General features: G+C 70.8%; 20 protein-coding genes, 1 tRNA gene and 2 pseudogenes. 16 read left to right on the forward strand and 7 right to left on the reverse strand.

What is annotated here, in order from left to right:
* Window positions 1-166: 166 nt before the first annotated feature.
* From aceE to P0Y31_RS17815, 8 genes are all read left to right on the forward strand, one after another.
* Complete coding sequence (aceE, locus tag P0Y31_RS17780) at window positions 167-2932, forward strand: pyruvate dehydrogenase (acetyl-transferring), homodimeric type (protein WP_275871855.1); 2766 nt, start codon at window positions 167-169, stop codon at window positions 2930-2932.
* A gap of 127 nt (window positions 2933-3059) precedes the next feature.
* The gene (locus P0Y31_RS17785; RefSeq protein ID WP_275871858.1) at window positions 3060-3941 is read left to right on the forward strand and encodes an NAD(P)-dependent oxidoreductase; all 882 of its coding nucleotides are present in this window, start codon (window positions 3060-3062) and stop codon (window positions 3939-3941) included.
* Window positions 3942-3989: 48 nt separating this feature from the next.
* Window positions 3990-5222, forward strand: coding sequence for a helix-turn-helix domain-containing protein (locus P0Y31_RS17790; protein WP_275871860.1), 1233 nt, complete (start codon window positions 3990-3992; stop codon window positions 5220-5222).
* Window positions 5223-5300: 78 nt separating this feature from the next.
* Window positions 5301-6263 (forward strand): ACP S-malonyltransferase, encoded by a 963-nt coding sequence (locus P0Y31_RS17795; RefSeq protein ID WP_275871862.1) that lies wholly within the window; start codon window positions 5301-5303, stop codon window positions 6261-6263.
* Window positions 6264-6266: 3 nt separating this feature from the next.
* Complete coding sequence (locus P0Y31_RS17800) at window positions 6267-7286, forward strand: beta-ketoacyl-ACP synthase III (protein ID WP_275871864.1); 1020 nt, start codon at window positions 6267-6269, stop codon at window positions 7284-7286.
* A gap of 81 nt (window positions 7287-7367) precedes the next feature.
* Window positions 7368-7616, forward strand: coding sequence for an acyl carrier protein (locus P0Y31_RS17805; RefSeq protein ID WP_275871866.1), 249 nt, complete (start codon window positions 7368-7370; stop codon window positions 7614-7616).
* A gap of 90 nt (window positions 7617-7706) precedes the next feature.
* A complete protein-coding gene (gene fabF / locus P0Y31_RS17810; protein ID WP_275871868.1) occupies window positions 7707-8951 on the forward strand; it encodes a beta-ketoacyl-ACP synthase II in 1245 nt (414 codons plus the stop codon).
* 125 nt (window positions 8952-9076) lie between these two features.
* Window positions 9077-9643, forward strand: a complete 567-nt coding sequence (locus P0Y31_RS17815) for a hypothetical protein (protein ID WP_275871870.1) — start codon at window positions 9077-9079, stop codon at window positions 9641-9643.
* Window positions 9644-9663: 20 nt separating this feature from the next.
* Here the strand turns inward: P0Y31_RS17815 and P0Y31_RS17820 are convergent, their stop codons facing one another.
* The gene (locus P0Y31_RS17820) at window positions 9664-10578 is read right to left on the reverse strand and encodes a hypothetical protein (protein WP_275871872.1); all 915 of its coding nucleotides are present in this window, start codon (window positions 10576-10578) and stop codon (window positions 9664-9666) included.
* A 97-nt stretch (window positions 10579-10675) separates the two neighbouring features.
* Window positions 10676-11191: a DUF3145 domain-containing protein gene (locus tag P0Y31_RS17825; RefSeq protein ID WP_275871874.1), complete on the reverse strand. Its 516-nt coding sequence runs from the start codon at window positions 11189-11191 to the stop codon at window positions 10676-10678.
* Between the two features lie 283 nt (window positions 11192-11474).
* Here P0Y31_RS17825 and P0Y31_RS17830 point away from each other — a divergent pair.
* Window positions 11475-11551, forward strand: a tRNA-Ile gene (locus tag P0Y31_RS17830).
* Between the two features lie 779 nt (window positions 11552-12330).
* On the opposite strand, the gene P0Y31_RS17835 is transcribed toward P0Y31_RS17830, so the two are convergent.
* The 3 genes from P0Y31_RS17835 to P0Y31_RS17845 form a co-directional block, all read right to left on the reverse strand.
* Window positions 12331-12810, reverse strand: a complete 480-nt coding sequence (locus P0Y31_RS17835) for a DUF4265 domain-containing protein (RefSeq protein ID WP_275871876.1) — start codon at window positions 12808-12810, stop codon at window positions 12331-12333.
* Between the two features lie 173 nt (window positions 12811-12983).
* Entirely contained in the window at window positions 12984-13274 is a 291-nt protein-coding gene (locus P0Y31_RS17840) for a hypothetical protein (protein WP_275871878.1), read from the reverse strand.
* Between the two features lie 77 nt (window positions 13275-13351).
* Entirely contained in the window at window positions 13352-14098 is a 747-nt protein-coding gene (locus tag P0Y31_RS17845; RefSeq protein WP_275871880.1) for a hypothetical protein, read from the reverse strand.
* A 648-nt stretch (window positions 14099-14746) separates the two neighbouring features.
* On the opposite strand from P0Y31_RS17845, the gene P0Y31_RS17850 reads away from it, so the two are divergent.
* Window positions 14747-16774 (forward strand): adenylate/guanylate cyclase domain-containing protein, encoded by a 2028-nt coding sequence (locus P0Y31_RS17850; protein ID WP_275871882.1) that lies wholly within the window; start codon window positions 14747-14749, stop codon window positions 16772-16774.
* Between the two features lie 54 nt (window positions 16775-16828).
* A complete protein-coding gene (locus P0Y31_RS17855; RefSeq protein ID WP_275871884.1) occupies window positions 16829-17539 on the forward strand; it encodes a DUF2625 family protein in 711 nt (236 codons plus the stop codon).
* Between the two features lie 115 nt (window positions 17540-17654).
* Here the strand turns inward: P0Y31_RS17855 and P0Y31_RS17860 are convergent, their stop codons facing one another.
* On the reverse strand, window positions 17655-18521 hold the full coding sequence (locus P0Y31_RS17860) for a DUF1996 domain-containing protein (protein ID WP_275871886.1): 867 nt from the start codon (window positions 18519-18521) through the stop codon (window positions 17655-17657).
* Window positions 18522-18936: 415 nt separating this feature from the next.
* Here P0Y31_RS17860 and P0Y31_RS17865 point away from each other — a divergent pair, with 415 nt between their 5' ends.
* Complete coding sequence (locus tag P0Y31_RS17865; RefSeq protein WP_275871888.1) at window positions 18937-19158, forward strand: hypothetical protein; 222 nt, start codon at window positions 18937-18939, stop codon at window positions 19156-19158.
* A gap of 1 nt (window position 19159) precedes the next feature.
* Here P0Y31_RS17865 and P0Y31_RS17870 read toward each other — a convergent pair whose 3' ends face one another.
* Window positions 19160-20152: a hypothetical protein gene (locus P0Y31_RS17870; protein WP_275871952.1), complete on the reverse strand. Its 993-nt coding sequence runs from the start codon at window positions 20150-20152 to the stop codon at window positions 19160-19162.
* Window positions 20153-20236: 84 nt separating this feature from the next.
* Here P0Y31_RS17870 and P0Y31_RS17875 point away from each other — a divergent pair.
* The 4 genes and pseudogenes from P0Y31_RS17875 to P0Y31_RS17890 all read left to right on the forward strand — a co-directional run.
* Window positions 20237-20393 (forward strand): annotated as a pseudogene (locus P0Y31_RS17875) (AraC family transcriptional regulator); the annotation flags it as partial.
* A gap of 3 nt (window positions 20394-20396) precedes the next feature.
* Window positions 20397-20498 (forward strand): annotated as a pseudogene (locus P0Y31_RS17880) (VOC family protein); the annotation flags it as partial.
* Between the two features lie 161 nt (window positions 20499-20659).
* Window positions 20660-23047 carry an excinuclease ABC subunit UvrA gene (locus P0Y31_RS17885; RefSeq protein ID WP_275871891.1) on the forward strand — a complete coding sequence of 796 codons (2388 nt, stop codon included), beginning with the start codon at window positions 20660-20662 and terminating at the stop codon, window positions 23045-23047.
* A gap of 149 nt (window positions 23048-23196) precedes the next feature.
* On the forward strand, window positions 23197-23820 hold the full coding sequence (locus tag P0Y31_RS17890) for an antibiotic biosynthesis monooxygenase (RefSeq protein ID WP_275871893.1): 624 nt from the start codon (window positions 23197-23199) through the stop codon (window positions 23818-23820).
* The last annotated feature ends 6 nt before the right edge of the window (window positions 23821-23826 follow it).

A 23826-nucleotide genomic window follows, 5' to 3' on the forward strand; every position in this document is an offset into this window, starting at 1 on the left:
CCGCGGAGGGCCTCGGGCGCGACTCCCCTCGCGGGTGTTCCCCCAGCACAGAGCGGGGTACCACCCAGTAGCCGACCCTGGTTGTGACGTCCACCTCCTTTGGGGGGAAGATGGTTGGTGGCCGCTCGGCACACCAGCGGTCGACGCCCGAGAAAGGACCGACGACGTGGCCGCACGCGATCAGGCCGGACCCATCCTGAACGGCCTGCCCAGCCAGCTGCCGGACATCGACCCAGACGAGACCCAGGAGTGGCTCGACTCCCTCGATGGGGCCATCGAGGAGGGTGGCCGGACCCGTGCGCGCTACCTGATGCTCAAGCTGATCCAGCGTGCGCGGGAGAAGCAGCTCGGTGTGCCGTCGCTGACCGCGACCGACTACATCAACACCATCCCGCCGGAGCGTGAGCCCTGGTTCCCCGGTGACGAGGAGGTCGAGCGCCGCTACCGCGCCTGGCTCCGCTGGAACGCCGCGGTCATGGTGCACCGCGCGCAGCGCCCCGACATCTCCGTGGGCGGCCACATCTCCACCTACGCGTCGGCCGCGACCCTCTACGAGGTGGGCTTCAACCACTTCTGGCGCGGCAAGGACCACCCGGGCGGCGGCGACCAGATCTTCTTCCAGGGCCACGCCTCCCCCGGCATGTACGCCCGCGCGTTCCTCGAGGGACGGCTCAGCGAGCAGCAGCTCGACGGCTTCCGCCAGGAGAAGAGCCACCTCGTCGACGGCAAGCCGCTCGCGCTGCCGTCCTACCCGCACCCGCGCCTGATGCCGGACTTCTGGGAGTTCCCCACGGTGTCGATGGGCCTCGGCCCGATGAACGCCATCTACCAGGCCCAGTTCAACAAGTACCTCCAGAACCGCGGCATCAAGGACACCAGCCAGCAGCACGTCTGGGCCTTCCTCGGCGACGGCGAGATGGACGAGCCGGAGTCGCGCGGCCTGCTGCAGCTGGCGGCTGGCGAGGAGCTCGACAACCTCACCTTCGTCATCAACTGCAACCTGCAGCGGCTCGACGGCCCGGTGCGCGGCAACGGCAAGATCATCCAGGAGCTGGAGTCGTTCTTCCGCGGCGCCGGCTGGAACGTCATCAAGGTCGTCTGGGGCCGCGGCTGGGACCCGCTGCTGGCCCAGGACCGCGACGGTGCGCTGGTCAACATCATGAACCAGACGAGCGACGGCGACTACCAGACCTTCCGCGCCAACGACGGCGCCTATGTCCGCGAGCACTTCTTCGGCCGCGACCCGCGCACCCGCGAGATGGTCAAGGAATGGAGCGACGACGACGTCTGGTGGAAGCTCAAGCGCGGCGGGCACGACTACCACAAGGTCTACGCCGCCTACAAGGCTGCGACGGAGCACACCGGCCAGCCGACGGTCATCCTCGCCAAGACCATCAAGGGCTACGGCCTCGGCAGCCACTTCGCCGGCCGCAACGCCACGCACCAGATGAAGAAGCTCACGCTGGACGACCTCAAGGGCCTGCGCGACAGCCTCAAGCTGCCGATCACCGACGAGCAGCTCGAGGCCGACCCCTACCGTCCGCCGTACTTCCACCCCGGTGAGGACGACCCGACGATCCAGTACATGAAGGAGCTGCGCCAGAAGCTCGGCGGCTCCCTCCCGAAGCGCGTCGTCGACCACAAGCCGCTCGAGCTGCCGTCGCACGACTCCTACGCGGTCGTGAAGAAGGGCACCGGCAAGCAGCAGGTCGCCACGACCATGGCGTTCGTGCGGCTGCTCAAGGAGCTCATGCGCGACAAGGAGTTCGGCAAGCGCGTCGTGCCGATCATCCCCGACGAGGCCCGCACGTTCGGCATGGACTCGTTCTTCCCGACGATCAAGATCTACAACCCGCACGGGCAGCACTACACCTCGGTCGACGCCGAGCTGATGCTCGCCTACAAGGAGTCGGCGCAGGGCCAGATCCTGCACCTCGGCATCAACGAGGCGGGTTCGCTGGCGGCGTTCACCGCGGCCGGCACGTCCTACGCGACGCACGGCGAGCCGATGGTGCCGATCTACGTCTTCTACTCGATGTTCGGCTTCCAGCGCACCGGCGACTCGATCTGGGCGGCCGCCGACCAGATGACCCGCGGGTTCCTCATCGGCGCCACCGCGGGCCGCACCACGCTGACCGGCGAGGGCCTGCAGCACGCCGACGGCCACAGCCCGCTGCTCGCCGCGACCAACCCCGCGGTCGTCACGTACGACCCGGCGTTCGCGTTCGAGATCGGGCACATCATGGAGGACGGCCTCCGGCGCATGTATGGCGAGAGCCCGGAGAACGTCATCTACTACCTAACGGTCTACAACGAGCCGATGGCCCAGCCGGCCGAGCCCGAGCACGTCGACCGCGAGGGCATCCTCAAGGGCATGCACCTCTACGCCCCCGGCAAAAGCGAGGGCCTGGGCGAGACGCCGCCGCGCGTGCAGCTGCTGGCCTCCGGCGTCGGTGTGCCGTGGGCGCTCGAGGCGCAGGAGCTGCTCCGCAACGACTGGGGCGTCGTGGCCGACGTCTGGTCGGTCACCTCCTGGAACGAGCTGCGGCGCGACGGCCTGCGCTGCGACGAGCAGAGGTTCCTCCACCCCGACCAGGACGCACCGGTTCCCTACGTCACCCAGCGCCTGCGCGAGACCCGCGGGCCGGTCGTGGCCGTGTCCGACTACATGCGGCAGGTCCAGGACCAGATCCAGCCGTGGGTACCGACCGACTTCGCCTCCCTGGGCGCCGACGGCTTCGGCTTCTCGGACACCCGTCCGGCTGCCCGGCGCTTCTTCCACATCGACGGCCCGTCCGTCGCGGTGCGGGCGCTGCAGATGCTGGCCGCCCGCGGCGAGGTCGACGCCAGCGCCGCGCGCGAGGCGGCATCCCGCTACCGGCTGCTCGACGTCACCGCCGGCACGTCGGGCAATGCCGGGGGCGACGCCTGACCCTCCCCACCAGGCACCACCCGGTATGCCGCCCGCTCACCTGATCGGGCGGCATACCTGCGTCTGGGCCCGGGACGTTCCGCTCCCCGCCGTGCGGGCGTGCTCGCGCGACGCCAGGATGGGTGGCATGTCGAACCACTCCCCCGACCCGCGACGCGTCGCCGTCACCGGCGCGGCCGGGCAGCTCGGCCGCGCCGTCGTCCGCCACCTGCGCGACCAGGGCTGGGACGTCCTCGCCCTCGACCGCCGGCTGCCGGAGGGCGACCCCGGCGAGTACCTCGACGTCGACCTCACCGACTACGGGCAGGTGCTGCCGGCGCTGACCGGCGGCGTCGACGAGCACGGGCCGGTGGCGGCGGTGGTGCACCTCGCGGCGATCCGCGCGCCCGGGCTGGTGCCCAACGCGACCACCTTCGCCAACAACGTCCCGTCGACCTACAACGTCTTCGCCGCCTGCCGGGCCGCCGGCATCCGCAACGTCGTCTGGGCCTCCAGCGAGACCGTGCTCGGCCTGCCGTTCGACACGCCGCCGCCCTACGCGCCGGTCGACGAGGAGTACACGCCCCGGCCGGAGTCGACCTACTCGCTCGGCAAGACGCTCGAGGAGGAGATGGCGCGGCAGTTCTGCCGGTGGGACCCGGGCCTGAAGATGGTCGGCCTGCGGTTCTCGAACGTCATGGATCCCGAGGACTACGAACGGTTCCCGGACTTCGACCGCGACCCTCAGCTGCGCAGGTGGAACCTGTGGGGCTACATCGACGCCCGCGACGGCGCCCAGGCCGTGCGCCGGGCGCTGGAGCACGACGCCACCGGGGCCGACGTCTTCGTCATCGCCAACGCAGACACGGTGATGGGCCGCTCCAGTGGCGAGCTGATGGCCGAGGTGTTCCCCGGCGTCGAGGTCCGCCGCAGCCTGGGCGAGCACGAGACCCTGCTGTGCATCGACAAGGCACGGCGTGTGCTGGGCTACGAGCCCGAGCACTCCTGGCGGGACGCGGCCGGAGCCTGACCGGCGCCCACGGCGCCGTTGTGGGCGGCATACAAATAGAGTGCGGGTATGCCGTCCGCCCAGGCGCCCGTGTCAGCCGCCACGATGCGCCGTGTCGAGCGTGGCGCGGGCGACCTGTCGAGCGCCGCCATCCGCAGGATGGAGACCAGCCACGACTGGTACCGCGCCCTGTCCGCCGAGGACCGCTCGTGGGTGGGGCTGGTCGCCCAGGCCGGCATCGCCGCCTTCATCTCCTGGCTGCGCGACGGCGGAGGCCAGCAGCCGGTGACCGCCAACGTGTTCGGCACCGCCCCGCGGGAGCTGACCCGCTCGATCAGCCTGAAGCAGACGCTCGACCTCGTGCGCTCGGTGGTCGACGCGGTCGAGGAGCACGCGACCGAGCTCGCCGAGCCCGGGGGCGAGCAGGCGCTGCGCGAGTCGGTGCTGCGGTACAGCCGCGAGATCGCCTTCGCCGCGGCCGAGGTCTATGCGCACGCGGCCGAGGCCAGGGGCGCGTGGGACGCCCGGCTCGAGGGGTTGGTCGTCGACGCGGTGCTGCGCGGGGAGGCCGACGACTCGATGCAGTCGCGGGCGGCGGCCCTCGGGTGGGGCTCCACGACACGCGTCGCCGTGGTCGCCGGCAGCAGCCCTCCGGGCGGCTCCGCGGGCGTCGTCGACGGGCTGCGCCGCTCGGCGGCGAAGCTCGGGGTCGACCTGCTCGCCGCTGTGCAGGGCCGACGCCTGGTGTGCATCCTCGGCAACGTCGACGACGCGCTGGCCGCCGCCGGCGAGCTCGGCGGGCACTTCGGCGACGGCGCGATCGTCGTCGGCCCGACGGTGCCACACCTGTTCGCCGCGGGACGGTCGGCCCGTGCCGCGCTCTCGGGCCAGTCGTGCGCCCACGCGTGGCCGGAGGCCCCTCGTCCGGTCTCGGCCGACGACCTGCTGGCCGAGCGGGTGCTCGTCGGCGACGCCGCGGCCCGCGTGCAGCTGCTCGAGCGCATCTGGAGGCCCCTGTCGGACAGCAGCGGGGCCAACCTCCTGCAGACCGCGGCCGTCTACCTCGAGGGCGGCAACGGCCTCGAGGGCACGGCGCGCCTGCTGTTCGTGCACCCCAACACCGTCCGCTACCGGCTGGGCAAGATCGCCGACCTCACCGGGTACGACCTCACCGACGCCCACGACGCCCACACGGTGCGCATCGCCCTGGCGCTGGGGCGGCTCGCCACACCCCCGCACCGCGCCGGCCCCGCGCCGCGGACGGGTCAGAGTGCCCCGGCCGCCGACGCACCGCAATTGTAGGAATCCTCCAACACCGGCACGTGATGTTGGTGGCGTTCGGTCACGGTGCGGTCACGGCCCGGACGGAAGGCTGGGGGTGTGCTCGCGATCGTCTGCCCTGGACAGGGCTCCCAGACCCCCGGCTTCCTGACGCCCTGGCTCGAGCTGCCCGCGGTGCGCGCCCGGCTCGAGGCGCTCTCGGAGGTGGCCGGCCTGGACCTCGTGGCCCACGGCACGACCTCGGACGCGGACACCATCAAGGACACGGCCGTCGCCCAGCCGCTCATCGTGGCGGCCGGCCTGGCCAGCCTCCCCGCCCTCTTCGGTGACGCCGACCCCGCGTCGGCCGTGGCCGTGACGGCGGGGCACTCGGTGGGCGAGATCACCGCGGCGGCCTCTGCCGGCGTCCTCTCCGACGCCGACGCGATGGCCTTCGTCCGGGAGCGGGGCCGCGGCATGGCGGCGGCCAGCGCCGTGACGCCCACGGGCATGAGCGCCGTCCTCGGCGGGGACCCCGAAGAGGTGGCCGCCACCCTCGAGCGCCACGGCCTGACGCCGGCCAACAACAACGGCGCCGGACAGGTCGTCGCGGCGGGCACCCTCGAGCAGCTCGCTGCGCTCACGGCCGACCCCCCGGCCCGCGCCCGCGTCATCCCCCTCCAGGTGGCGGGCGCCTTCCACACCACCCACATGGGCCCGGCTGTCGAGGCGCTGGGGCGGCAGGCCGCAGGGTTCAGCCCCAGCACCCCCACGGTCGCGCTGGTGTCCAACGCAGACGGCGCGGTGGTGCGGGACGGCGCCGAGGTGCTCGCACGCCTGGTCAGCCAGGTGAGCAACCCGGTGCGCTGGGACCTGTGCATGCAGACGCTGGCCGACCTCGGCGTCTCCGGCCTCATCGAGCTGCCGCCGGCGGGCACCCTCGTCGGCCTGGCCAAGCGGGGCCTCAAGGGCGTCGAGACCCTCGCGCTGAAGAGCCCCGACGACCTCGAGGCCGCCCGGCGCATGCTCCGCGAGCACGGCGGCCAGCCCGCCCCCTCCCCCTCTGTCGAGCAGGAAGCCTGAGCCATGACCCCTCTCGCCCCGAAGGGCACCGGCACCCCGGTCACCACCACGGGGGCGGCCCACGCCCGCATCATGGGCATCGGCGCCTACCGCCCGGAACGGATCGTCCCCAACTCCGAGGTGATCGAGAAGATCGACTCCTCGGACGAGTGGATCCGCGAGCGCTCCGGCATCATCAGCCGCCGCTTCGCCGCCCCCGACGAGACGGTCGTCGACATGTCCGAGCACGCCACGCGCGAGGCGCTGGCCATGGCAGGGCTCGAGGCGGGGCAGATCGACGCCGTCGTCCTCGCCACGGTCACCCACCCCTACCAGACGCCGGCCGCGGCGCCGATCCTCGCCGACCGCCTCGGCATCCAGGCGGCCGCGTTCGACATCTCGGCCGCGTGCGCCGGCTACTGCCACGGCATCGCGCTGGCCAACGACATGGTCCGTGGAGGCAGCGCCACGCACGTGCTGGTCGTGGGTGTCGAGAAGCTCTCGGACTTCACCGACCCCTACGACCGCGGCAGCGCGTTCATCTTCGGCGACGGCGCCGGTGCCGCGATCGTCGGACCGTCGGACACCCCGGCCATCGGCCCCACCGTCTGGGGCTCGGACGGCTCGCAGTGGAAGACGATCTCCCAGCGCGACAGCTGGATCGAGACCCGCGAGAAGCAGATCGACTTCCCCGCCATCACCATGGCCGGGCAGTCGGTGTTCCGCTGGGCGGTCTGGGGCATGGCCCCGGTCGCTCAGAAGGCCCTTGACGCAGCCGGCGTTCGCGCCGAGGACCTCGACGCCTTCATCCCGCACCAGGCCAACATGCGGATCATCGACGCGATGATCAAGCAGCTCAAGCTGCCCTCCGACATCGCCGTGGCCCGCGACATCGCCGAGACCGCCAACACCAGCGCCGCCTCCATCCCCCTGGCGACCGAGCGGATGCTGCGTGAGGGGTCGGCGCCCCGCGGGGGCCTCGCGCTCCAGATCGGCTTCGGTGCCGGGCTCGTCTACGCCGCACAGGTCGTGGTCCTGCCCTGACGTGACTCCCGCCGGCCTGACGGGTGTATCGGGCCACAGCACAGACGCAACCACCCAACGCAACACTCAAGGAGCAGACAGATGGCACAGAGCGAGCAGGAGATCCTCGAGGGCCTCGCCGAGATCGTGAACGAGGAGACCGGCCTGCCGACCGACTCGGTCCAGTCCGACAAGTCTTTCACCGAGGACCTCGACATCGACTCGCTGTCGATGATGACGATCGTCGTCAACGCCGAGGAGAAGTTCGGCGTCCGCATCCCCGACGACGAGGTCAAGAACCTCACCACGGTGGGCGACGCCGTCAGCTTCATCGCCAAGAACCAGGGCTGAGCCCCCGCGTGCGGCGGCCGCGCTGGCCCCACGGCCAGCGCGGCCCCGCCCCCCACCACTCGTGACCCCGACGAAGGAGCAGAACCGCCCATGACCGCCACCCGACGTGTCGTCGTCACCGGCCTCGGTGCCACCACCCCCCTCGGCGGCACGGTGGCCGAGACGTGGGACGCGATCCTCGCGGGCCGCTCCGGCGCCCGCCCCATGACGTTCGACTGGGTGGAGAAGTACGAGCTCCCGGTCACCTTCGCCGCCACGATCAAGACCCCGCCGACCGAGGTGCTGACCAAGGTCGAGACGCGCCGCCTCGACCCGTCCGCGCAGTACGCCATGATCGCCTCCCGCGAGGCGTGGGCCGACGCGGGAAGCCCCGAGGTCGAGCCCGAGCGCCTCGCCGTGGCCATCGGCACCGGGATCGGCGGCGTCTGGACCCTTCTCGACCAGTGGGACAACCTGCGCGAGAAGGGCCCCCGGCGGGTGTTCCCGCTCGCGGTGCCGATGCTCATGGCCAACAGCCCTGCCGGCAACGTCTCGCTCGAGCTCGGCGCCCGCGCCGGCGCCCACTCCACCGTGTCGGCGTGCGCGTCCGGCGCCGAGGCCATGGGCTTCGCCCTGGAGATGATCCGCTCGGGCCGCGCCGACGTCGTGGTCGCCGGCGGCACCGAGGCAGCGGTGCACCCGCTGCCCTTCGCCGGGTTCGCGGCGATGCAGGCGCTGTCGAAGCGCAACGACGAGCCGGAGCGCGCGTCCCGGCCCTACGACACTGGCCGCGACGGCTTCGTTCTCGGCGAGGGGGCGGCCGTGATCGTCCTCGAGAGCGAGGAGCACGCCAGGGCGCGCGGCGCGAAGGTCTACGCCGAGATCGCCGGCGTGGGCATGTCGGCCGACTCGCACCACATCGCCGCCCCCGAGCCCGAGGGCGCCGGCGCCTCGCGGGCGATGGTGGAGGCCGTCGAGCGTGGCGGGCTCACGGCCTCGGACATCGTGCACATCAACGCGCACGCCACCTCCACGCCGGTGGGCGACGTGGCGGAGTCCAACGCGATCCGGCGCGCCTTCGGCGACGCGGCCGACGGTATGCCGGTCAGCGCGACGAAGTCGATGACCGGTCACCTTCTCGGGGCCGCCGGTGCACTCGAGGGGGTGCTGACCGTGCTCGCCCTGCACCACCGGGTGGCGCCGGCCACGATCAACCTCGAGGACTTCGACCCCGAGATCAACCTCGACGTCGTCAAGGACGAGGCGCGCAAGCTGCCCGAAGGTGACATCGCGGCGCTCAACAACTCCTTCGGATTCGGCGGCCACAACGTGGCCCTGACCTTCAAGAGCGTCTAGCCGAGCCACCTCGCCAGGACGTCCCATCCGCAGGGTCACCCGTTTGGGTGACCCTGCGGGCGTTGGGGGCCGACACCTCTCACCAGGCCATAGCGTGAGTCAGCTTGGACAGGGGGCGGGCGGCAGTGAGTGTGACGTGGAACCAGGGGGCAGGGGTCAACCGGTACTTTGCCGACGAGTCCCTGCCCGGCCGCGAGATGGCAGCCCTGAAGGCCTTCGCGCGGCGCGACCCGGGGACCTGGGTGTCGCGCGTCCTGAACGCCGCGGTGCTGACGGCGGTGCTGCTCTGGTTCTTCCACCAGTCGCCGATCTGGCACGGTCCCGCGTCGGTGGACGACATCGCCGCCGTCGGCCTGGCCGCCTTCTGCGTCTTCTACGCGGTCTCCTACCTGTGGTGGGAGCTCTCGCTCGCCAGCCAGGTCAGGAGGGCGGTGGAGGGTCAGGCCCGCACCGGGTCGCTGCTGACGAGCTCGTTCGGTCCACGCACGCTGCGCGTGACCACACCGGACATCAGCTACGAGATCCCCTACACCGCGATCGACCGCGTCGTCCGCTTCGGCGACGTCCTGGTCATCAAGCCCACCAACCAGGCGGTCATGGCGCTGCCGATGGAGCTGGTGACCCGTCAGGACTACGAGCTGATCATGTCCAGGGTGGGGCACCGTCCTGCCTTGAAGGCGCCCTGCCCCTGACCGTCCGGCGGGCCCGCCCGTTACTTCTTGCCGGGTGGAGTGTGTGTGCGGTTCTTCGGGGTGGGCCAGATGTCGAGGTCGAGCGGGCTCGTCGTGGTCGACGACGAGGTCGTCGGCTGCGCGGTGGAGGGCTCACCCGTCGTGCTCGTGGAGCGCGGCGAACTGGTCGTCGTGCGCGGCGTCGCGGACGTCGTGGTCGTCGGTCGCGGCGTCCGCTGGTCGGACCGGGCTGCAGGTGTCGTGGCGACAGTCCGCGAGGGCGCGGTGGTCGTGGGACTGGGCCGGGCGTGCGTCGTGTGCTCGGCCTGGCCGCCGCCCGGCGACGTGGGTGCGGTGGCGGCCGGAACCGTCGGCTGATGCGCGGCCGTGGCCTGCGTGGACCCCTCCGGCGTGGGCTGGGCCACGATGCCCAGCACGAGCGCAGCAGCCGCTCCGGCAGCCCACAGGCCTCCGAAGGCCGGGTGCGGCACCAGCCTGCAACGGCCCCCTTCCGCGGCGACCTCGCGCAGGAAGGCGAGCAGCAGCACGGCGCTGACGGCGGTCAGCCCCCATAGGGCCCAGACGCCGACGGCGGCGGCCAGTGGGCGCTGCTGGGTCACCGCCTGCCACGCCAGCAGCACCAGTCCTGCGCCGGCGCCAGCCGCGCCATGGCTCCAGGCGGCGTGGGCCCACGCGTTGAGCCTGGAGGTGAGGGCCAGCCAGGGCAGGGTCAGCCACCACAGCGCCAGCGCGGACAACGCCACCTCGGTGCGGTCCATGACGAAGGCCAGGGGCAGGGCCGCAAGCCCCAGGGCCAAGGTGGCGGCACCCGCTCGTGGCACGGCGGCGGTTCCCGCGGAGTGGCGGCTCTGGCGGTCGCTGGTGCTCGAGGTGAGCACGAATCCCAGCAGGCCGACAACGGCGGCGACGGCGGCCAGGACGACGAGGGTGTACACGAATGACCTCCCGGGTCGGTCCGGATCGGCCGGCCACGCTACCGGAGGCAGCCCGGTATGGCTAAGTGAGCGCCCGGCGCTGGGCCTCTCTGCGCCCTCACCCCACCTTGTGGAGCCAGCGCACGGGGGCCCCGTCACCGGCATACCGGAAGGGCTCGAGCTCGTTGTCCCAGTCCACCCCGAGCAGCTCGTCGAGCATCTCGGCCATCGCCTCGGGCGAGCCCTGGGCGAGCCGGATCACCTCGCGGAGGCGGTCCTCGTTGACGACGGCGTCGCCAGCGGCGGAGGTCCAGGTGTGGTGGATCCCCAGTGACGGCGTGTGCGACCACCGTGAACCGTCGGCGCCGGGGCTCGGTTCCTCGGTCACCTCGTAGCGCAGGTTGTCCCACCCGCGCAGGGCCGAGGCGAGCTTGGCGCCGGTGCCGGGCTCGCCGGTCCACGAGATCTCCGCGCGCACCAGCGCGGCACCGGCAGGCTGAGGGGTCCAGTCGAGGTGGAGCCGTTGGCCCAGCACCGACTCGAGGGCCCACATGATGTGCGGGCACAGCGCTTTGGGGGTGGAGTGAATGAACACCACCCCGCGGGTCGTGACACGCGGCATCGCGACAGACATCCGGGACCTCCTGTGTGCGAGGGACGTCTTCCCCAACGACCTCTGCACTTCTCGGCCCAGCTGCTGTCCAACCGGTCTGCATGTCGACCGCGAGCGGTCAACGAAGCCTATTGTGCACCAACAGCCACATGTGCACCAGAGAAATCACAGTTCTCGTGCAACGCCTGCGCCTCACGGGTGCCACCCGAGGGACCGGCTCGGCGCCTCCGCACCTGTGTAAGTCCCGCGGGCACCCCGCGATAGCATCGCCGCACGCGGGCGCCGTGCGGCGCCAGCAGCATCCGGGGCAGTAGCTCAGTCGGTCAGAGCAGCGGACTCATAATCCGTCGGTCGTCGGTTCAAGCCCGACCTGCCCCACCACACGTATCCGCAGGTCAGCGGCCTGTGCGACGTCTTGCGACCTCCCTGAGGCGCCTCGATTCCACCGCTGTGGCGCATTTGTGGCACATGGGAATCGAGCAGGGCCGCCACGGTATCCACGTCGTCGCCGAACAGGCCCGCGTAGTTGTCGGCGTCATGGCGGCCGAGGAGTGCCCCAGCATCCACTGCACGCCTTGACGTTGACCCCGGCGGCGATGGCCAACGAGACCGCCGTGTGCCAGGCGCGCGAGGTCGACCCGCGCCACCCGGAGAGCGGTCAGCTCACCGAACCGGACGCCGGTGAAGGCGGGCAGGCATTCCCGACGCGACACCGAAATGCTCACTCAGGCCTTTGCGCGAGCGTGCGAGCTCCTGCGGCGAAACACTGCGCCCGCGGCCCAGGACTGGTTCAGATTGCCCAACTGGGATGCCGACGGCCGCGCCGACTTTGAGCGCAGGCTCGCCCGGTCGCGTGCGTACAACCGCGCGCAGTACCTGCGCATCAAGGGGCTTGCGTTGGCAGACGCTGGAGAGATGCGGGGGGGGTGCCCGCGAGCCCTGGCAGCGCGTCCTCGACGACGATGGCGAGTATGCCGCTCGCAGGGGTGGTCCGCCTGACGGCATCTGGGCTCCGCCGGCATGAGGTCGAAGATCGCCGCGCCCACGGCCCGATGGCCCCAGAGTCGCGGCTGCGTCCGCGGACCAACCCGACGAGCCGGTCAGGCGATCCTCAACGCGGGGCGAAGGCGATCCAACGTCCGGATCTGCCCCCGGACGCCCTACAGGGCCTCCCACTCGTCGCTGACGCAGCCCTCCTCGTATTCCCAGCGGCCGTCAGCCTGGCCCTCACGCAGGAGGCTCTTGACGTCTCGGAGCGGCGCGTTCGGGGGCACGTCGAGGGCCACGATCGCGTACGACGGCTCGGCACCTTCGCCGGTGACGCCGTAGGGCGCGAAGGCGTCGAGGACAGCTTGGAGGTCACCGGCCAGCGGGCCGGCCCTGAACGGGATGACGCGGATGGTCAGGTGTCCGTTCCACTGGACCAGCCGGGTCGCCCACGGAATGCCATCCGACCCCGACATCGCTTCGACCACGTCGCCGTATGCGACGCCGCGCGCGAACCACGGCGTGTTGTCCAGCCGATAGAGGTCGCCGCCGAGGGAAGCCGCCCACACGCCTTCGCTGCCGACCGGCGGCCACCCGTCGTCGCCAGCCTCCAGCGAGAACCGGATCTTCACCGGCTCGGCATTCGCGGTCATGGTGTCCCCCGTTCAGGTCGGTCGACGCGAGTGTGCCAGCAAGCGTCACCGGCGCAGCCTCGATCCCCCGTTCACGGGGCAGCGCGACGGATGGCGGTGAGACATCCGCGTCTGCCGCAGACAGGGAAGGTGAGGCCACGCCGATAGCAGACGACGTCGAACCCGCTCCGCGGCTAAGGCGGCTCGTACGCGTCGTGCTCGGCGTAATGGATCACTGCGCGAGCGGCCTCATCTGGGCTCGGTGCGACGCCAGAGCGCCAGTCAGACCAGACCGCCAGCACCTCGCGGGCCACGTCGACCTCGAGGAGGTAGGCATAGTCCGGGGCGGATCTGGCGCGCCCGCCAACTGCCTCCTCGGCGAGCACCAGGCAAGGAGAGGCCGGCGTCCAGGGCTTGCGCGCGAAGATCGTGGGCGCCACGTCGGCCGCCTCGAGGACCGGAAGGTCATCGAGGCTCGAGATCACCTCAACCAGCCTCGTCATGGTCGCCGATCATGACAGGCTTCGGCTCCACCACGCACTGCATGCGCATCGAGTGCGCTTCAGAGTGCCAACAGTCCGTCGGCGAGGCTCTGCTTGACCCTCCACTGCTGATCCCCTGGCGCATCGCCGGGGAAGCCCCCGTGGCGGAAGACCCAGTTCAGGTAGGAGACGAACGGCATGGCGACTTCACCGACGAAGAGTCCCTCCGCGGTGCCGTCCGGGAGCCGGAAACCGTACGGCCCCCCACCGCTGACATTGGCCTTGTGGAGACGGTCGGGAGCCACCGGAAGCACGAATCCACCTGCCTCGGCGTCCTCCTGGCTCCACTCGCGCCACGCGTCGAGCTCACCGTCGTAGTAGTCGCGGATCGACGCGTCCGGGTGGCGGGTTCCCTCCAGCTCGATCACCAGCGGATCAGCCGCCGCCGACTGCGGCCAGCTCGGATGAGTTCCGACCAGCCACACATCGCCCACCACACGCAGCCAGGACGACACGACCATCGGAACCTCACCGAAGGTGTCCCTCAGCCACGGCACCAGCGCACTTGCGTCCGGTCCCGGTGGTCGCAGAGCCTCCACCGGCTCCTGCGCGTCGTCGTTGGAGTGGAACCGGTACCCCTGCTCGTGGAGCCGCGCGACGATCACTTCGACGTTGTGCCGTGCCCGGCGAGCCATCTCATCGCAGACGGACTGCGCCTCCGCCTCGAGACCGGGTTCGCGAACCTGCTGCCCGTACTGCCTCAGCTCGTGCCAGACCTGCTCACGTGCCCCACCGCGATACCGCTCGAGCCACCCTGGCGATCCCATGTGCTCATCCTGCCCAGCTGCCTGCCTGGGCGCAGATCGTCACGCTCCCCGCGGCGTGCGGTCGCGCCGATGAGCGGACCCCAGCCCCCGCGGATAGGTTTCGGGCTGATGTCCACGTTGCAGGTCGCCTCGAGTTCGAGTCGCGTCATGGGTGCGTCGTCGTGCGGGACAGCGAGTCCGACGGTGATGTGTCGAACGCACCACCAGACAGCCATTGGTACTTCGACCGCAGCTCAGCCATCCTCGCGTGCAACCCGCAGTCGAGGGGCCCGTGCGGTGCGAGGTCTGGATCGGGACGCCTCTCGATCCCGTGCCACTCCGCGTCGCAGATGAAGTGTTCGAGATCGCAGACGCGTTCGAGGTCGAGGACCCTGCCGGGGTCATCCCTGCTGCCCTCGCGTGGGTGCGGGGCAGTCGCCGGCTCGTCGTTCTTGTCGACGATGGGCAGTTCCCAACCCGAGTGCAGTTCGTGATCGATCCCGACTGACGTGGGGAAGTGCGGATCTGCCGCGTCCCGCTCGAATCGCGCCGAAGCTGATCCCCCTACTCGAGCGGGCGAACGCGCATCCGCTTCGACCGCGAGATGCACGGATCTGCCGACGACCGTGCTGTCCGGTGCGAGAATGAAGCGCTGGCTGAAGGAGTCCAATGTCGGACGTGGTCGAGGCCTCACCCGTTGAACGCGCCCAGGAGGCGCTGGCGCGCCACTCGTGGCGTGAGGCGTTCGACCTGCTCAACGGCGAGGACGAGGCGGGCAGGTTGGCTCCTGCGGAGCTGGGGCTGTTGGCCCAGGCGGCCTGGTGGGTCGGGCGGCTGCCCGTCGCGATCGACGCCCTCGAGCGCGCGTATGCCGCCGCGACCAGGGCACACGACAACGAGGCCGCCGCCATGCTCGCGGTCATGCTGGCCCGGAACCACCTGTTCCGGAACGCCGGGCCCGTCGCCAACGCGTGGCTACGCCGAGCGGAGCGCATCCTGGAGCACGCGGACGAGGGCATCGGGCACGGGTGGCTGGCCGCAACACAGTCCTTCCACGACGCGGTGGTCGGTGACGACGAGGGGGCGCTTGCCAACGCGACCCGTGCGCTCGAGATCGGGCGACGCCTCCAGGACCGCAACCTCGAGTCGTTCGCGTTGGCCGAGCGCGGTGCGGCACTGGTGTCGACCGGCAGGGTGGCGGAGGGGCTCGACCTGGTCGACGAGGCCACGGTCGCCGCCATCTCGGGCGAGCTCGAGCCGGCCGTTGCCGGGGGTGTGTGTTGCACGACGATCGAGACCTGCAGCGCGCTCGGGGAGTGGACGCGGGCGGCGGAGTGGACAGAGGCGCAGGACCGGTGGTGCCGGCGCGAGGGCATCAACGGCTACCCGGGGATGTGTCGGGTGTTCCGCTCCGAGATCAAGCGTCGTCGGGGTGCCTGGCTCGAGGCCGAGGCGGAGGCCCGGCAGGCATCGGTGGAGCTGCGCGGTTACGTGCCGGCGGCGGTGGGCACCGCCCTGTACCAGATCGGTGACATCCGGCTGCGGCGCGGTGACCTACCCGGTGCCGAGGCCATCCTCGTCGAGGCGCACGCCTTGGGAACCGACCCCGAGCCTGCGCTGTCCCTGCTGCGGCTCGCCGAGGGAAAGGTCGCCGTGGCCGCCATGGAGATCCGCCGAGCGCTCGACGGCCCTGCGCGTACGCCGGCCTGGAGGGCGACGCCCGATACGGGTCTCTACCGGCTGCCACTGCTCGAGGCGCAGGTCGAGATCGCCTTGGCCGGGTCCGACAGCGCGACGGCGCGGACGGCTGCCGAGGAGATCGGGCACATCGCGGACCAGTTCGGGACGCGGGTGCCTGCGGCCGCCGCGGCTGCCGCGATGGGTGCGGTCGAGGCGAGTGAGGGTGCGCTCGACGCGGCGCGGCGGGACCTGCAGCGCGCCGCCGAGCTGTACTCAGCGGCCGACGCGCCCTATGAGCTCGCCGTCGCGCGGCGTGGACTGGCCGAGGTCCACGCAGCCGCCGGTGAGCCGGATGCGGCCATCGTCGAGGCGAGAGCTGCCCGGGCGGGGTTCGAGCACCTCGGCGCGACCCCTGACGTGGAACGGACCACACGCTTGCTGGTCACGCTCGAGGCCGCGACCGACCCGCGTGCCCGCGGGGGTGCCGGGGACAGCGCACGGGGTGTGGCCGGCACACAGCGGGTCGTGCGGGCATTCGTCTTCACCGACATCGTCGACTCGACGAAACTGACCGAGCTGCTTGGCGACGAGTCGTGGTCCCGGGTCCTCGACTGGCACGACAAGGCGCTGCGCGGTGTCGTCGCCGAGCACGGAGGCGAGGAGATCAAGGCGACGGGCGACGGGTTCTTCCTCGCCTTCGACGATGTGGACCAAGCCATCGACGCGGCGCTCGCGATCCAACGACGGCTGGACGACCAACGACGTGAGTACGGGTTCGCACCCCACGTGCGCATCGGTGTCCACAGGGCGGAGGCGAGCCGGACCGGCCTCGACTACATCGGTGGCGGCGTCAACCTCGCCGCGCGCATCGGTGCGGCCGCCGCGGGTTCCGAGGTGCTGGTGAGCGCTGCAACGCTGCAGTCGTCGCGGCGCCGCGACGTGGCGGTCGATCGTCGGTCGGTCAAGCTCAAGGGCTTCAGCGAACCCGTCGAAGTCGCGTCCATCGGCTGGCGGTGACGTGCCTCCTCGTGGGCGACCACTGAGCAGACGCGCGTGGCACAGTGGGCGCCCATGGGGATCATCCGAAGCGTCCAGGAGCTGGCCGACGTCGAAGAACCGGCGTGGCCGCAGATCGTCGAGTGGGCGCAGGACGGGGGCCGGACCCAGATCCTCGAGCGGGAGCCCAACCGAGCAGCGCAGACGCTGTTCCGACTGCAGGTGACCACGCGCTCCCCCACCGGGGCGCTGGCATACGCCTGCGGCGGGCTCGTCGTCGACCACGGCTGGTTGCGGATCCTCGGCGGAGGAACCAGCGAGCTGGTCGACCTTGCCACGGCGAACGACCTCTCGGACCCCACCGCCCATCAGGGCCCGCCGGCTCATCTCGTCGTGGCCCACGATGTCCTTGGTGGGATCTTCGCGGTCAACGGCGGCGGCCTGACTGGCGAGCTCGGGGAGATCTGCTACTGGGGGCCTGACCTCCTTGAGTGGACCCCACTGGGCATCGCGGGACACGGCGACCTGGTGGCATGGGCCCTCACCGGCGGCACAGAAGACTTCTACACGGACCTCAGATGGCCTGATTGGCAGCACGAGACCTCCCGCCTCGGACTCGACCAGGGACTGTCCCTCTATCCGCCACCGTCGACGGAACAGGGCAGAGACCTCGCGGCCGTCTCCAAGATGGCAGTCCCCTTCACGGAACTGGTGGGCTTCCATCAGGAACTCGCCGCAACCCTCGGAGACCACGACGGACCAATCGAGTTCCGGGTGACGGACTGAGCGATGCAGCCGCCGCCGGGGCGTCGTTCCAGCGGATGGGCGACAACGTCCGAGCCTTCTTGGACAGTTCGGTGTGCGCTCGCGACCACGTCGTTGGCGGGAAGGTCGTCCTCGGTCACCTGCAGAGGGCAGTCGTGCGGTTCAGGCCAGGGTTGATGCAGTTGCGCACCATGGTCTGGAAGCCCGTCTGGACCCAGGTGTTCCAGAAGTCGGCATGAAGTGATCGGCCGTCCGTGGTGTTCGCCATGTGGTCGGAGGAGAGCATCAGGTCCGTTCCCGTTCCGGTGTACTGGAACTGGATCGTCATGCGCAGCTCAACGGTCTTGACCGGGAAGCCGGGCGGGCAGTTCTCGCTGTCCAGCCGGTAGGCGAACAGTGCGTTGTCGTTGGTGTTGCCCACCTGGGTGCTCCAGTGGCGCGGAAGGACCCCAGTCCAGCAGGAGGGGAAGTCGATGTGCGCGGTGAGGCGTGAGCCGCTCTTTCCGTCGGCCATGGAGCAGTCGGGGATGGACGGGGATGGCTTGACACGCTCCCGCTGCCCACAGGTCCAGTCCATCCGGCTCGCGATCAGCCGGGCATCGGCCGGGTAGGGCACGCCTTCGCCGGTCGTCCGTGAGTTCCAGCTCCTGTAGTAGGCCGTGAACGCCGCGACTGGCACGGCCGCACCGGTCTTCATGTTGTGCAGCGTGGGAGTCCAGTAGCCCGCCGTGTCCGCGGGGTCCTCACAGTTGGTGCCCTTGCCGACCAGGTCGGTGTAGTTCGCAGCATTGGGGTTGGCCAGCGACAGGAACGCGTTGTTGCCGAAGAACTGGTGCACGTGACCAGAGCCGACCTTCAGGTTGTGGTAGACGATCGGATCGACGGCTGCTGTTCCAGTGGTCTGCTTGCACTGGATCTTCGCCAGCCCGCTCGCGGTCGTCGGGAAGAGCACCGTCGCCGCGACGAAGCTGCTCAGGATGGCGGCGAACGCGGGAAGCGCCATCCGTGTGCGACTTCTCCCGCGGTGGCGTCGACCCGGCTGTTCCTGACCGGCCATCGGCCCCCCCCACTCCTGCGCCCAGTTTCGGCGGTCTCGGATGAGGCCGTAGGCCCCTCTTGCCTGTGGCTGTCACACCCCGCCGCTCGGCGGACCAAGGGTGGCGAGCGCCGAGGGAAGGCAGGACCATGGTGCCCGACGGGTGGGGGTCGCACCTCCACCAAGGTCCGTAACTGCGGTCAGCAGAAGAGCCCCCACATCTCTGCGTAGGCGCGCAGTCCCGTTCATCGCGGCCGCCTGGCCCGCGGGCGTGCGCTCCGAGGCCGCCGACGTCTGCAAACGGCCACCACTCCCGCCACGCGACGGGCAGAATGCTGGCCGCGCAACACCGCGCAAACAGCGACCACACCCACGAGGACGTATGTTCGAGATCTGGCGAGACGAATGGCGCGAGCTGCAGGACCCTCCCCTGTGGCGGGCGATCCTGTTTGCCGTCGGGGTCATCCTGTTCCTCACGTGGCCCTGGCTCGACGGCGAAACCCTCAATGCCATCCCGGCGGTGCTCGCCGGCGTCGCGGCCCTCGCGCTGGTGCACGACCTCGCACGCCTGACATGGTCACGGATACGCAGGCACTGGTCGTGACTCACTCCCGGGGTCCATCGGTCGCGGCACCCCTCGCGTCCCACCAGTCGAGGACGCGGGACGCCCGCAGGGTGTTCCACCGGCTCGGGCGGCCGTCGCCGTCCTCCAGCGCGAAGTGGACTGCGCCGGGGTGGGTGTTCTCGAGCAGCCAGGTGCCGTCTCCCTGACGCTTGGAGCGGACGAGCTCAATCGCCTCCCCGAGCCGCGGATCCGGGACGTCGGCCCTGCGGAAGTACTCCAGCCCACGCAGCACGTCATAGTGCCACCGGGTCGGGAACGAGAACTGCAGCCAGGCGTCGACCGGCACCTCCCCCGTGCTCTTGCGGCGGAACAACGAACGTTCCAGCAGGTACTGCTCACCGCGCCGGCGGGCAGCGGCGAGCTGCACCGATCCGCCGGTTGCACCCTCGTACTCCAGCAGGCCCTCGAGCACGCAGATCGTCGAGTCGAACGACGACACGGTCGCGCCGTGCTCGACCCAGCAGTTCCAGCCCCCGTCCGCGAGCTGGTCGGCGAGCAGGCGAGTGACGATGCCGTCGACATCGGCGCCGAAGTAGGCGCCCAGGGTCACCGTTCGGCCGTTGATGCACGGCTCGACCTCACCGTCGAAGAAGGGCTGCTCGTCATACTCCCAGCGGCAGTTCGCAGCGACCAGCGCGGTCATCTCCCGAGCGGTGTCGGTGGCGGGGTCGAGCCCGTAGTCGTAGAGCTCCATCATGGCCGGCAGCGTCGACGTCCACGGCTGGCTGCCGTCCTCCGGCGGGTCGCCGCGCCCCGGGAAGCACGCACCGCCCATCCACTGACCGTCCGGGTCACGAGCGGCCAGCAGGCGGGCGCCCCAGCCTTCGGTCGCCACGCGGGCTCGCTCCGCGGTGATGGCGTCAGCCGGTGCGTCGGTCAGGTCGCGCATGACCTGCCACCGGATCGCCGGGTCCGCCTCGACCAACCACTCGACCTGTCGGGGCGACGTCACGTGCGGCGTCGCGGCGTTCATGTCCGGCGCGTTGTCAGCCACGCGAGACAGGGTAGGACGCCTTCCGGACGTCGTGCTGCCGGAACGGCTGCCTTGGAAACGCCCGAGGTGTGCTTCACGGTCGGCTGCTCGTCCCTGGGGACCTTCAGCACGCGCTTCACCGAGCTCGTGGGTATGCCGCCCAGCGCCTACCGCCGCGCCGCCCCGCAGGCGGCGGTCGGGATGCCGTCATGCGTGACCCAAACAGGTCACCAGACCGATCAACGGCGGGATGCGCTGGAACACCGTCGGCCCCATCGGGCAGCCCGAAACCTCCACCGTCCTGCACCCTCCGGACCCCGAGCCGGGCATCACCGAGGACCAGCGCACGTGGTTGCCTGCGGGGTCACGGAAGGCGCAGTCGCGCACGCTCCCTTCCCTGCGCCCACCCGACGTGCCGCGCCCCTCCTCGGGCTAGCCTGACCACGGCATACCACGCCGGCCGGGACCGAGGGGCGGCCGCGCGCCGGACGGAGGGAGAACCAGACCATGGCCACGAGGACCGGCACGCAGTCGCCTGCACCCCACGTTGCCGACAGCCACGACCTGATCCGCGTCCACGGCGCGCGCGAGAACAACCTCAAGGACATCGACGTCGAGCTCCCGAAGCGCCGGCTCACGGTCTTCACCGGCGTCTCCGGCTCGGGCAAGAGCTCGCTGGTGTTCTCCACGATCGCCGCGGAGTCGCAGCGGCTGATCAACGAGACCTACAGCGCCTTCGTGCAGGGCTTCATGCCGACGCTGTCACGGCCCGAGGTCGACCTGCTCGAAGGGCTGACGACCGCGATCATCGTCGACCAGGAGCGGATGGGCTCCAACCCGCGCTCCACGGTCGGCACCGCCACCGACGCCAACGCGATGCTGCGCATCCTCTTCAGCAGGCTCGGGAGGCCGCACATCGGCTCGCCCAACGCGTACTCGTTCAACATCCCCTCGGTCCGGGCCAGCGGTGCGATCACCGTCGAGCGTGGGGCCGGCAAGACGCAGGCCGAGAAGGTGACCTTCACCCGTGTGGGCGGCATGTGCCCGCGCTGCGAGGGCATGGGCTCGGTCACCGACTTCGACCTGTCCGCGCTCTACGACGACACCAAGTCGCTCGCCGAGGGCGCGCTCACGATCCCCGGCTACAGCATGGACGGCTGGTACGGGCGCATCTTCAGCGGCTCCGGCTTCTTCGACATGGACAAGCCGATCCGCAGGTACACCAAGCGGGAGCTGCACGACCTCCTCTACAAGGAGCCCACCAAGATCAAGGTCGAGGGCATCAACCTCACGTACGAGGGCCTGGTCCCCAAGATCCAGAAGTCCATGCTCTCCAAGGACCCGGAGGCGATGCAGCCGCACATCCGCGCCTTCGTGGAGCGGGCCATCACCTTCACCACCTGCCCCGAGTGCGACGGCACCCGGATCAGCAAGGAGGCCCGGTCGTCGAAGATCGAGGGGAGGAACATCGCCGACCTGTGCGCCATGCAGATCAGCGACCTCGCCGAGTGGGTGCGGCGGCTCCACGAGCCGTCCGTGGCACCCCTGCTGGCCGGCCTGCAGCACCTCCTCGACGCGTTCGCCGAGATCGGGTTGGGCTACCTCTCGCTCGACCGGCCGTCGGGCACCCTGTCCGGCGGAGAGGCGCAGCGCACCAAGATGATCCGGCACCTCGGCTCCTCGCTCACCGACGTCACCTACGTGTTCGACGAGCCCACCATCGGGCTGCACCCCCATGACATCCGGCGGATGAACGACCTTCTGCTGCAGCTGCGCGACAAGGGCAACACCGTGCTGGTCGTCGAGCACAAGCCGGAGAGCATCGCCATCGCCGACCACGTCGTCGACCTCGGTCCGGGCGCCGGGACCGAGGGTGGCGAGGTGGTCTTCGAGGGCACGGTCGAGGGGCTGCGCGCCAGCGGCACGCTCACCGGCAAGCACCTCGACGACCGAGCCTCCCTGAAGCCATCGGTGCGCACGCCCGCCGCGGTGATGGAGGTGCGGGGCGCGAGCACCAACAACCTGCGCGACGTCGACGTCGACATCCCGCTCGGCGTGCTCGTGGTCGTGACCGGCGTCGCGGGGTCGGGCAAGAGCTCCCTGATCCATGGCTCGGTCGCAGGCCGTGACGGCGTGGTCGTGATCGACCAGGGCGCCATCCGTGGTTCGCGCCGGAGCAACCCGGCGACCTACACCGGGCTGCTCGACCCGATCCGCAAGGCGTTCGCGAAGGCCAACGGCGTGAAGCCGGCGCTCTTCAGCTCCAACTCCGAGGGCGCCTGCCCCACCTGCAACGGGGCCGGCGTCATCTACACCGACCTCGGTGTCATGGCCACCGTCGAGTCCACCTGCGAGGAGTGTGAGGGGAAGCGGTTCCAGGCATCGGTGCTGGAGTACACGCTGGGGGGCAGGAACATCGCCGACGTGCTCGCGATGTCGGTGAACGAGGCCGAGGAGTTCTTCGACCACGGCGAGGCACGCACCCCGGCCGCCCACACGATCCTCGACCGCCTCGCCGACGTCGGGCTCGGCTACCTCACGCTCGGACAGCCGCTCACGACGCTGTCGGGCGGCGAGCGGCAGCGTCTCAAGCTCGCCGCCCAGATGGCGGAGAAGGGTGAGGTCTACGTCCTCGACGAGCCCACCACCGGCCTCCACCTCGCCGACGTCGAGAACCTGCTCGGCCTCCTCGACCGGCTCGTCGACTCCGGCAGGTCCGTCGTCGTCATCGAGCACCACCAGGCTGTGATGGCGCACGCCGACTGGATCATCGACCTCGGTCCCGGCGCCGGTCACGACGGCGGCCGGGTCGTCTTCGAGGGCACACCCACCGACCTCGTCGGCGCCCGCGCCACCCTCACCGGCGCGCACCTCGCGGACTACGTCGGCACCTGAGCGAGGGCCCCCTGCGGTGGTTTTGCGAGGTTTCCGAGGTCTGCCTTCCCCCGGGGCCCGAGGTGACTATTGCCCCGGGGGTTCGCCGCGAGCAGCGTTGATGGGAGCGCGGCGCCACCGGGGCGCTGCCCCGAGAACAGGAGCCCACGATGCTCGCACGCACCACCACGATTCAGGCCGACATCGACAAGATCGACGCAGGCATCGCCTACGTCCGTGACGAGGTGTTCCCGGCGGTCAGTGCGATGAGTGGCTGCATCGGCATGTCGCTGCTGGCGGACCGCACGTCCGGCCGGTGCATCGCCACCACCGCCTGGGAGTCGGAAGCCGCGGTGCGCGACTCCGCCGACAAGGTGCTCTCGCTCCGTGCCGGGGCGATCGAGGCCCTGGGGAGCGACACGAGTGAGGTCGACGTCTGGGAGATCGCCGTCGTCCACCGCGACCACGCCGCGCCCGACGGCGCCTGCGCCCGTGTCACGTGGCTGAGCGGCGTCCCTGAGACGGCCGAGCGGGCCGTCGACTTCTACAAGATGGGGGTCCTCCCCCGGCTCCAGGAGCTCGAGGGCTTCTGCAGCGCCAGCTTCATGATCAACCGGGAGACCGGACGGGCGGTGGGGACGGCGACGTTCGAGACCCGCGAGCAGCTCGAGGCCAGCCGCGACGCCGCGCGCGGACTTCGGGAGGCAGCCGCACGGGAGCTCGGCGCCACCATTGACGACGTGGCCGAGATGGAGCTCGCGTTCGCCCACCTCCACATCCCTGAGATGGTGTGACGCCCA

This window comes from Knoellia sp. 3-2P3, assembly GCF_029223115.1.
In the GTDB taxonomy this organism is placed as follows: Bacteria; Actinomycetota; Actinomycetes; order Actinomycetales; family Dermatophilaceae; genus Pedococcus_A.

Coding starts and splice junctions, on each gene's coding strand:
- P0Y31_RS17785 (WP_275871858.1), top strand. CDS start 3,060: ATGTCGAACCACTCCCCCGACCCGCGACGCGTCGCCGTCACCGGCGCG.
- P0Y31_RS17790 (WP_275871860.1), top strand. CDS start 3,990: ATGCCGTCCGCCCAGGCGCCCGTGTCAGCCGCCACGATGCGCCGTGTC.
- P0Y31_RS17800 (WP_275871864.1), top strand. CDS start 6,267: ATGACCCCTCTCGCCCCGAAGGGCACCGGCACCCCGGTCACCACCACG.
- P0Y31_RS17805 (WP_275871866.1), top strand. CDS start 7,368: ATGGCACAGAGCGAGCAGGAGATCCTCGAGGGCCTCGCCGAGATCGTG.
- fabF (WP_275871868.1), top strand. CDS start 7,707: ATGACCGCCACCCGACGTGTCGTCGTCACCGGCCTCGGTGCCACCACC.
- P0Y31_RS17825 (WP_275871874.1), bottom strand. CDS start 11,191: ATGTCTGTCGCGATGCCGCGTGTCACGACCCGCGGGGTGGTGTTCATT.
- P0Y31_RS17835 (WP_275871876.1), bottom strand. CDS start 12,810: ATGACCGCGAATGCCGAGCCGGTGAAGATCCGGTTCTCGCTGGAGGCT.
- P0Y31_RS17845 (WP_275871880.1), bottom strand. CDS start 14,098: ATGGGATCGCCAGGGTGGCTCGAGCGGTATCGCGGTGGGGCACGTGAG.
- P0Y31_RS17850 (WP_275871882.1), top strand. CDS start 14,747: ATGTCGGACGTGGTCGAGGCCTCACCCGTTGAACGCGCCCAGGAGGCG.
- P0Y31_RS17855 (WP_275871884.1), top strand. CDS start 16,829: ATGGGGATCATCCGAAGCGTCCAGGAGCTGGCCGACGTCGAAGAACCG.
- P0Y31_RS17860 (WP_275871886.1), bottom strand. CDS start 18,521: ATGGCGCTTCCCGCGTTCGCCGCCATCCTGAGCAGCTTCGTCGCGGCG.
- P0Y31_RS17865 (WP_275871888.1), top strand. CDS start 18,937: ATGTTCGAGATCTGGCGAGACGAATGGCGCGAGCTGCAGGACCCTCCC.
- P0Y31_RS17870 (WP_275871952.1), bottom strand. CDS start 20,152: ATGAACGCCGCGACGCCGCACGTGACGTCGCCCCGACAGGTCGAGTGG.
- P0Y31_RS17885 (WP_275871891.1), top strand. CDS start 20,660: ATGGCCACGAGGACCGGCACGCAGTCGCCTGCACCCCACGTTGCCGAC.
- P0Y31_RS17890 (WP_275871893.1), top strand. CDS start 23,197: ATGCTCGCACGCACCACCACGATTCAGGCCGACATCGACAAGATCGAC.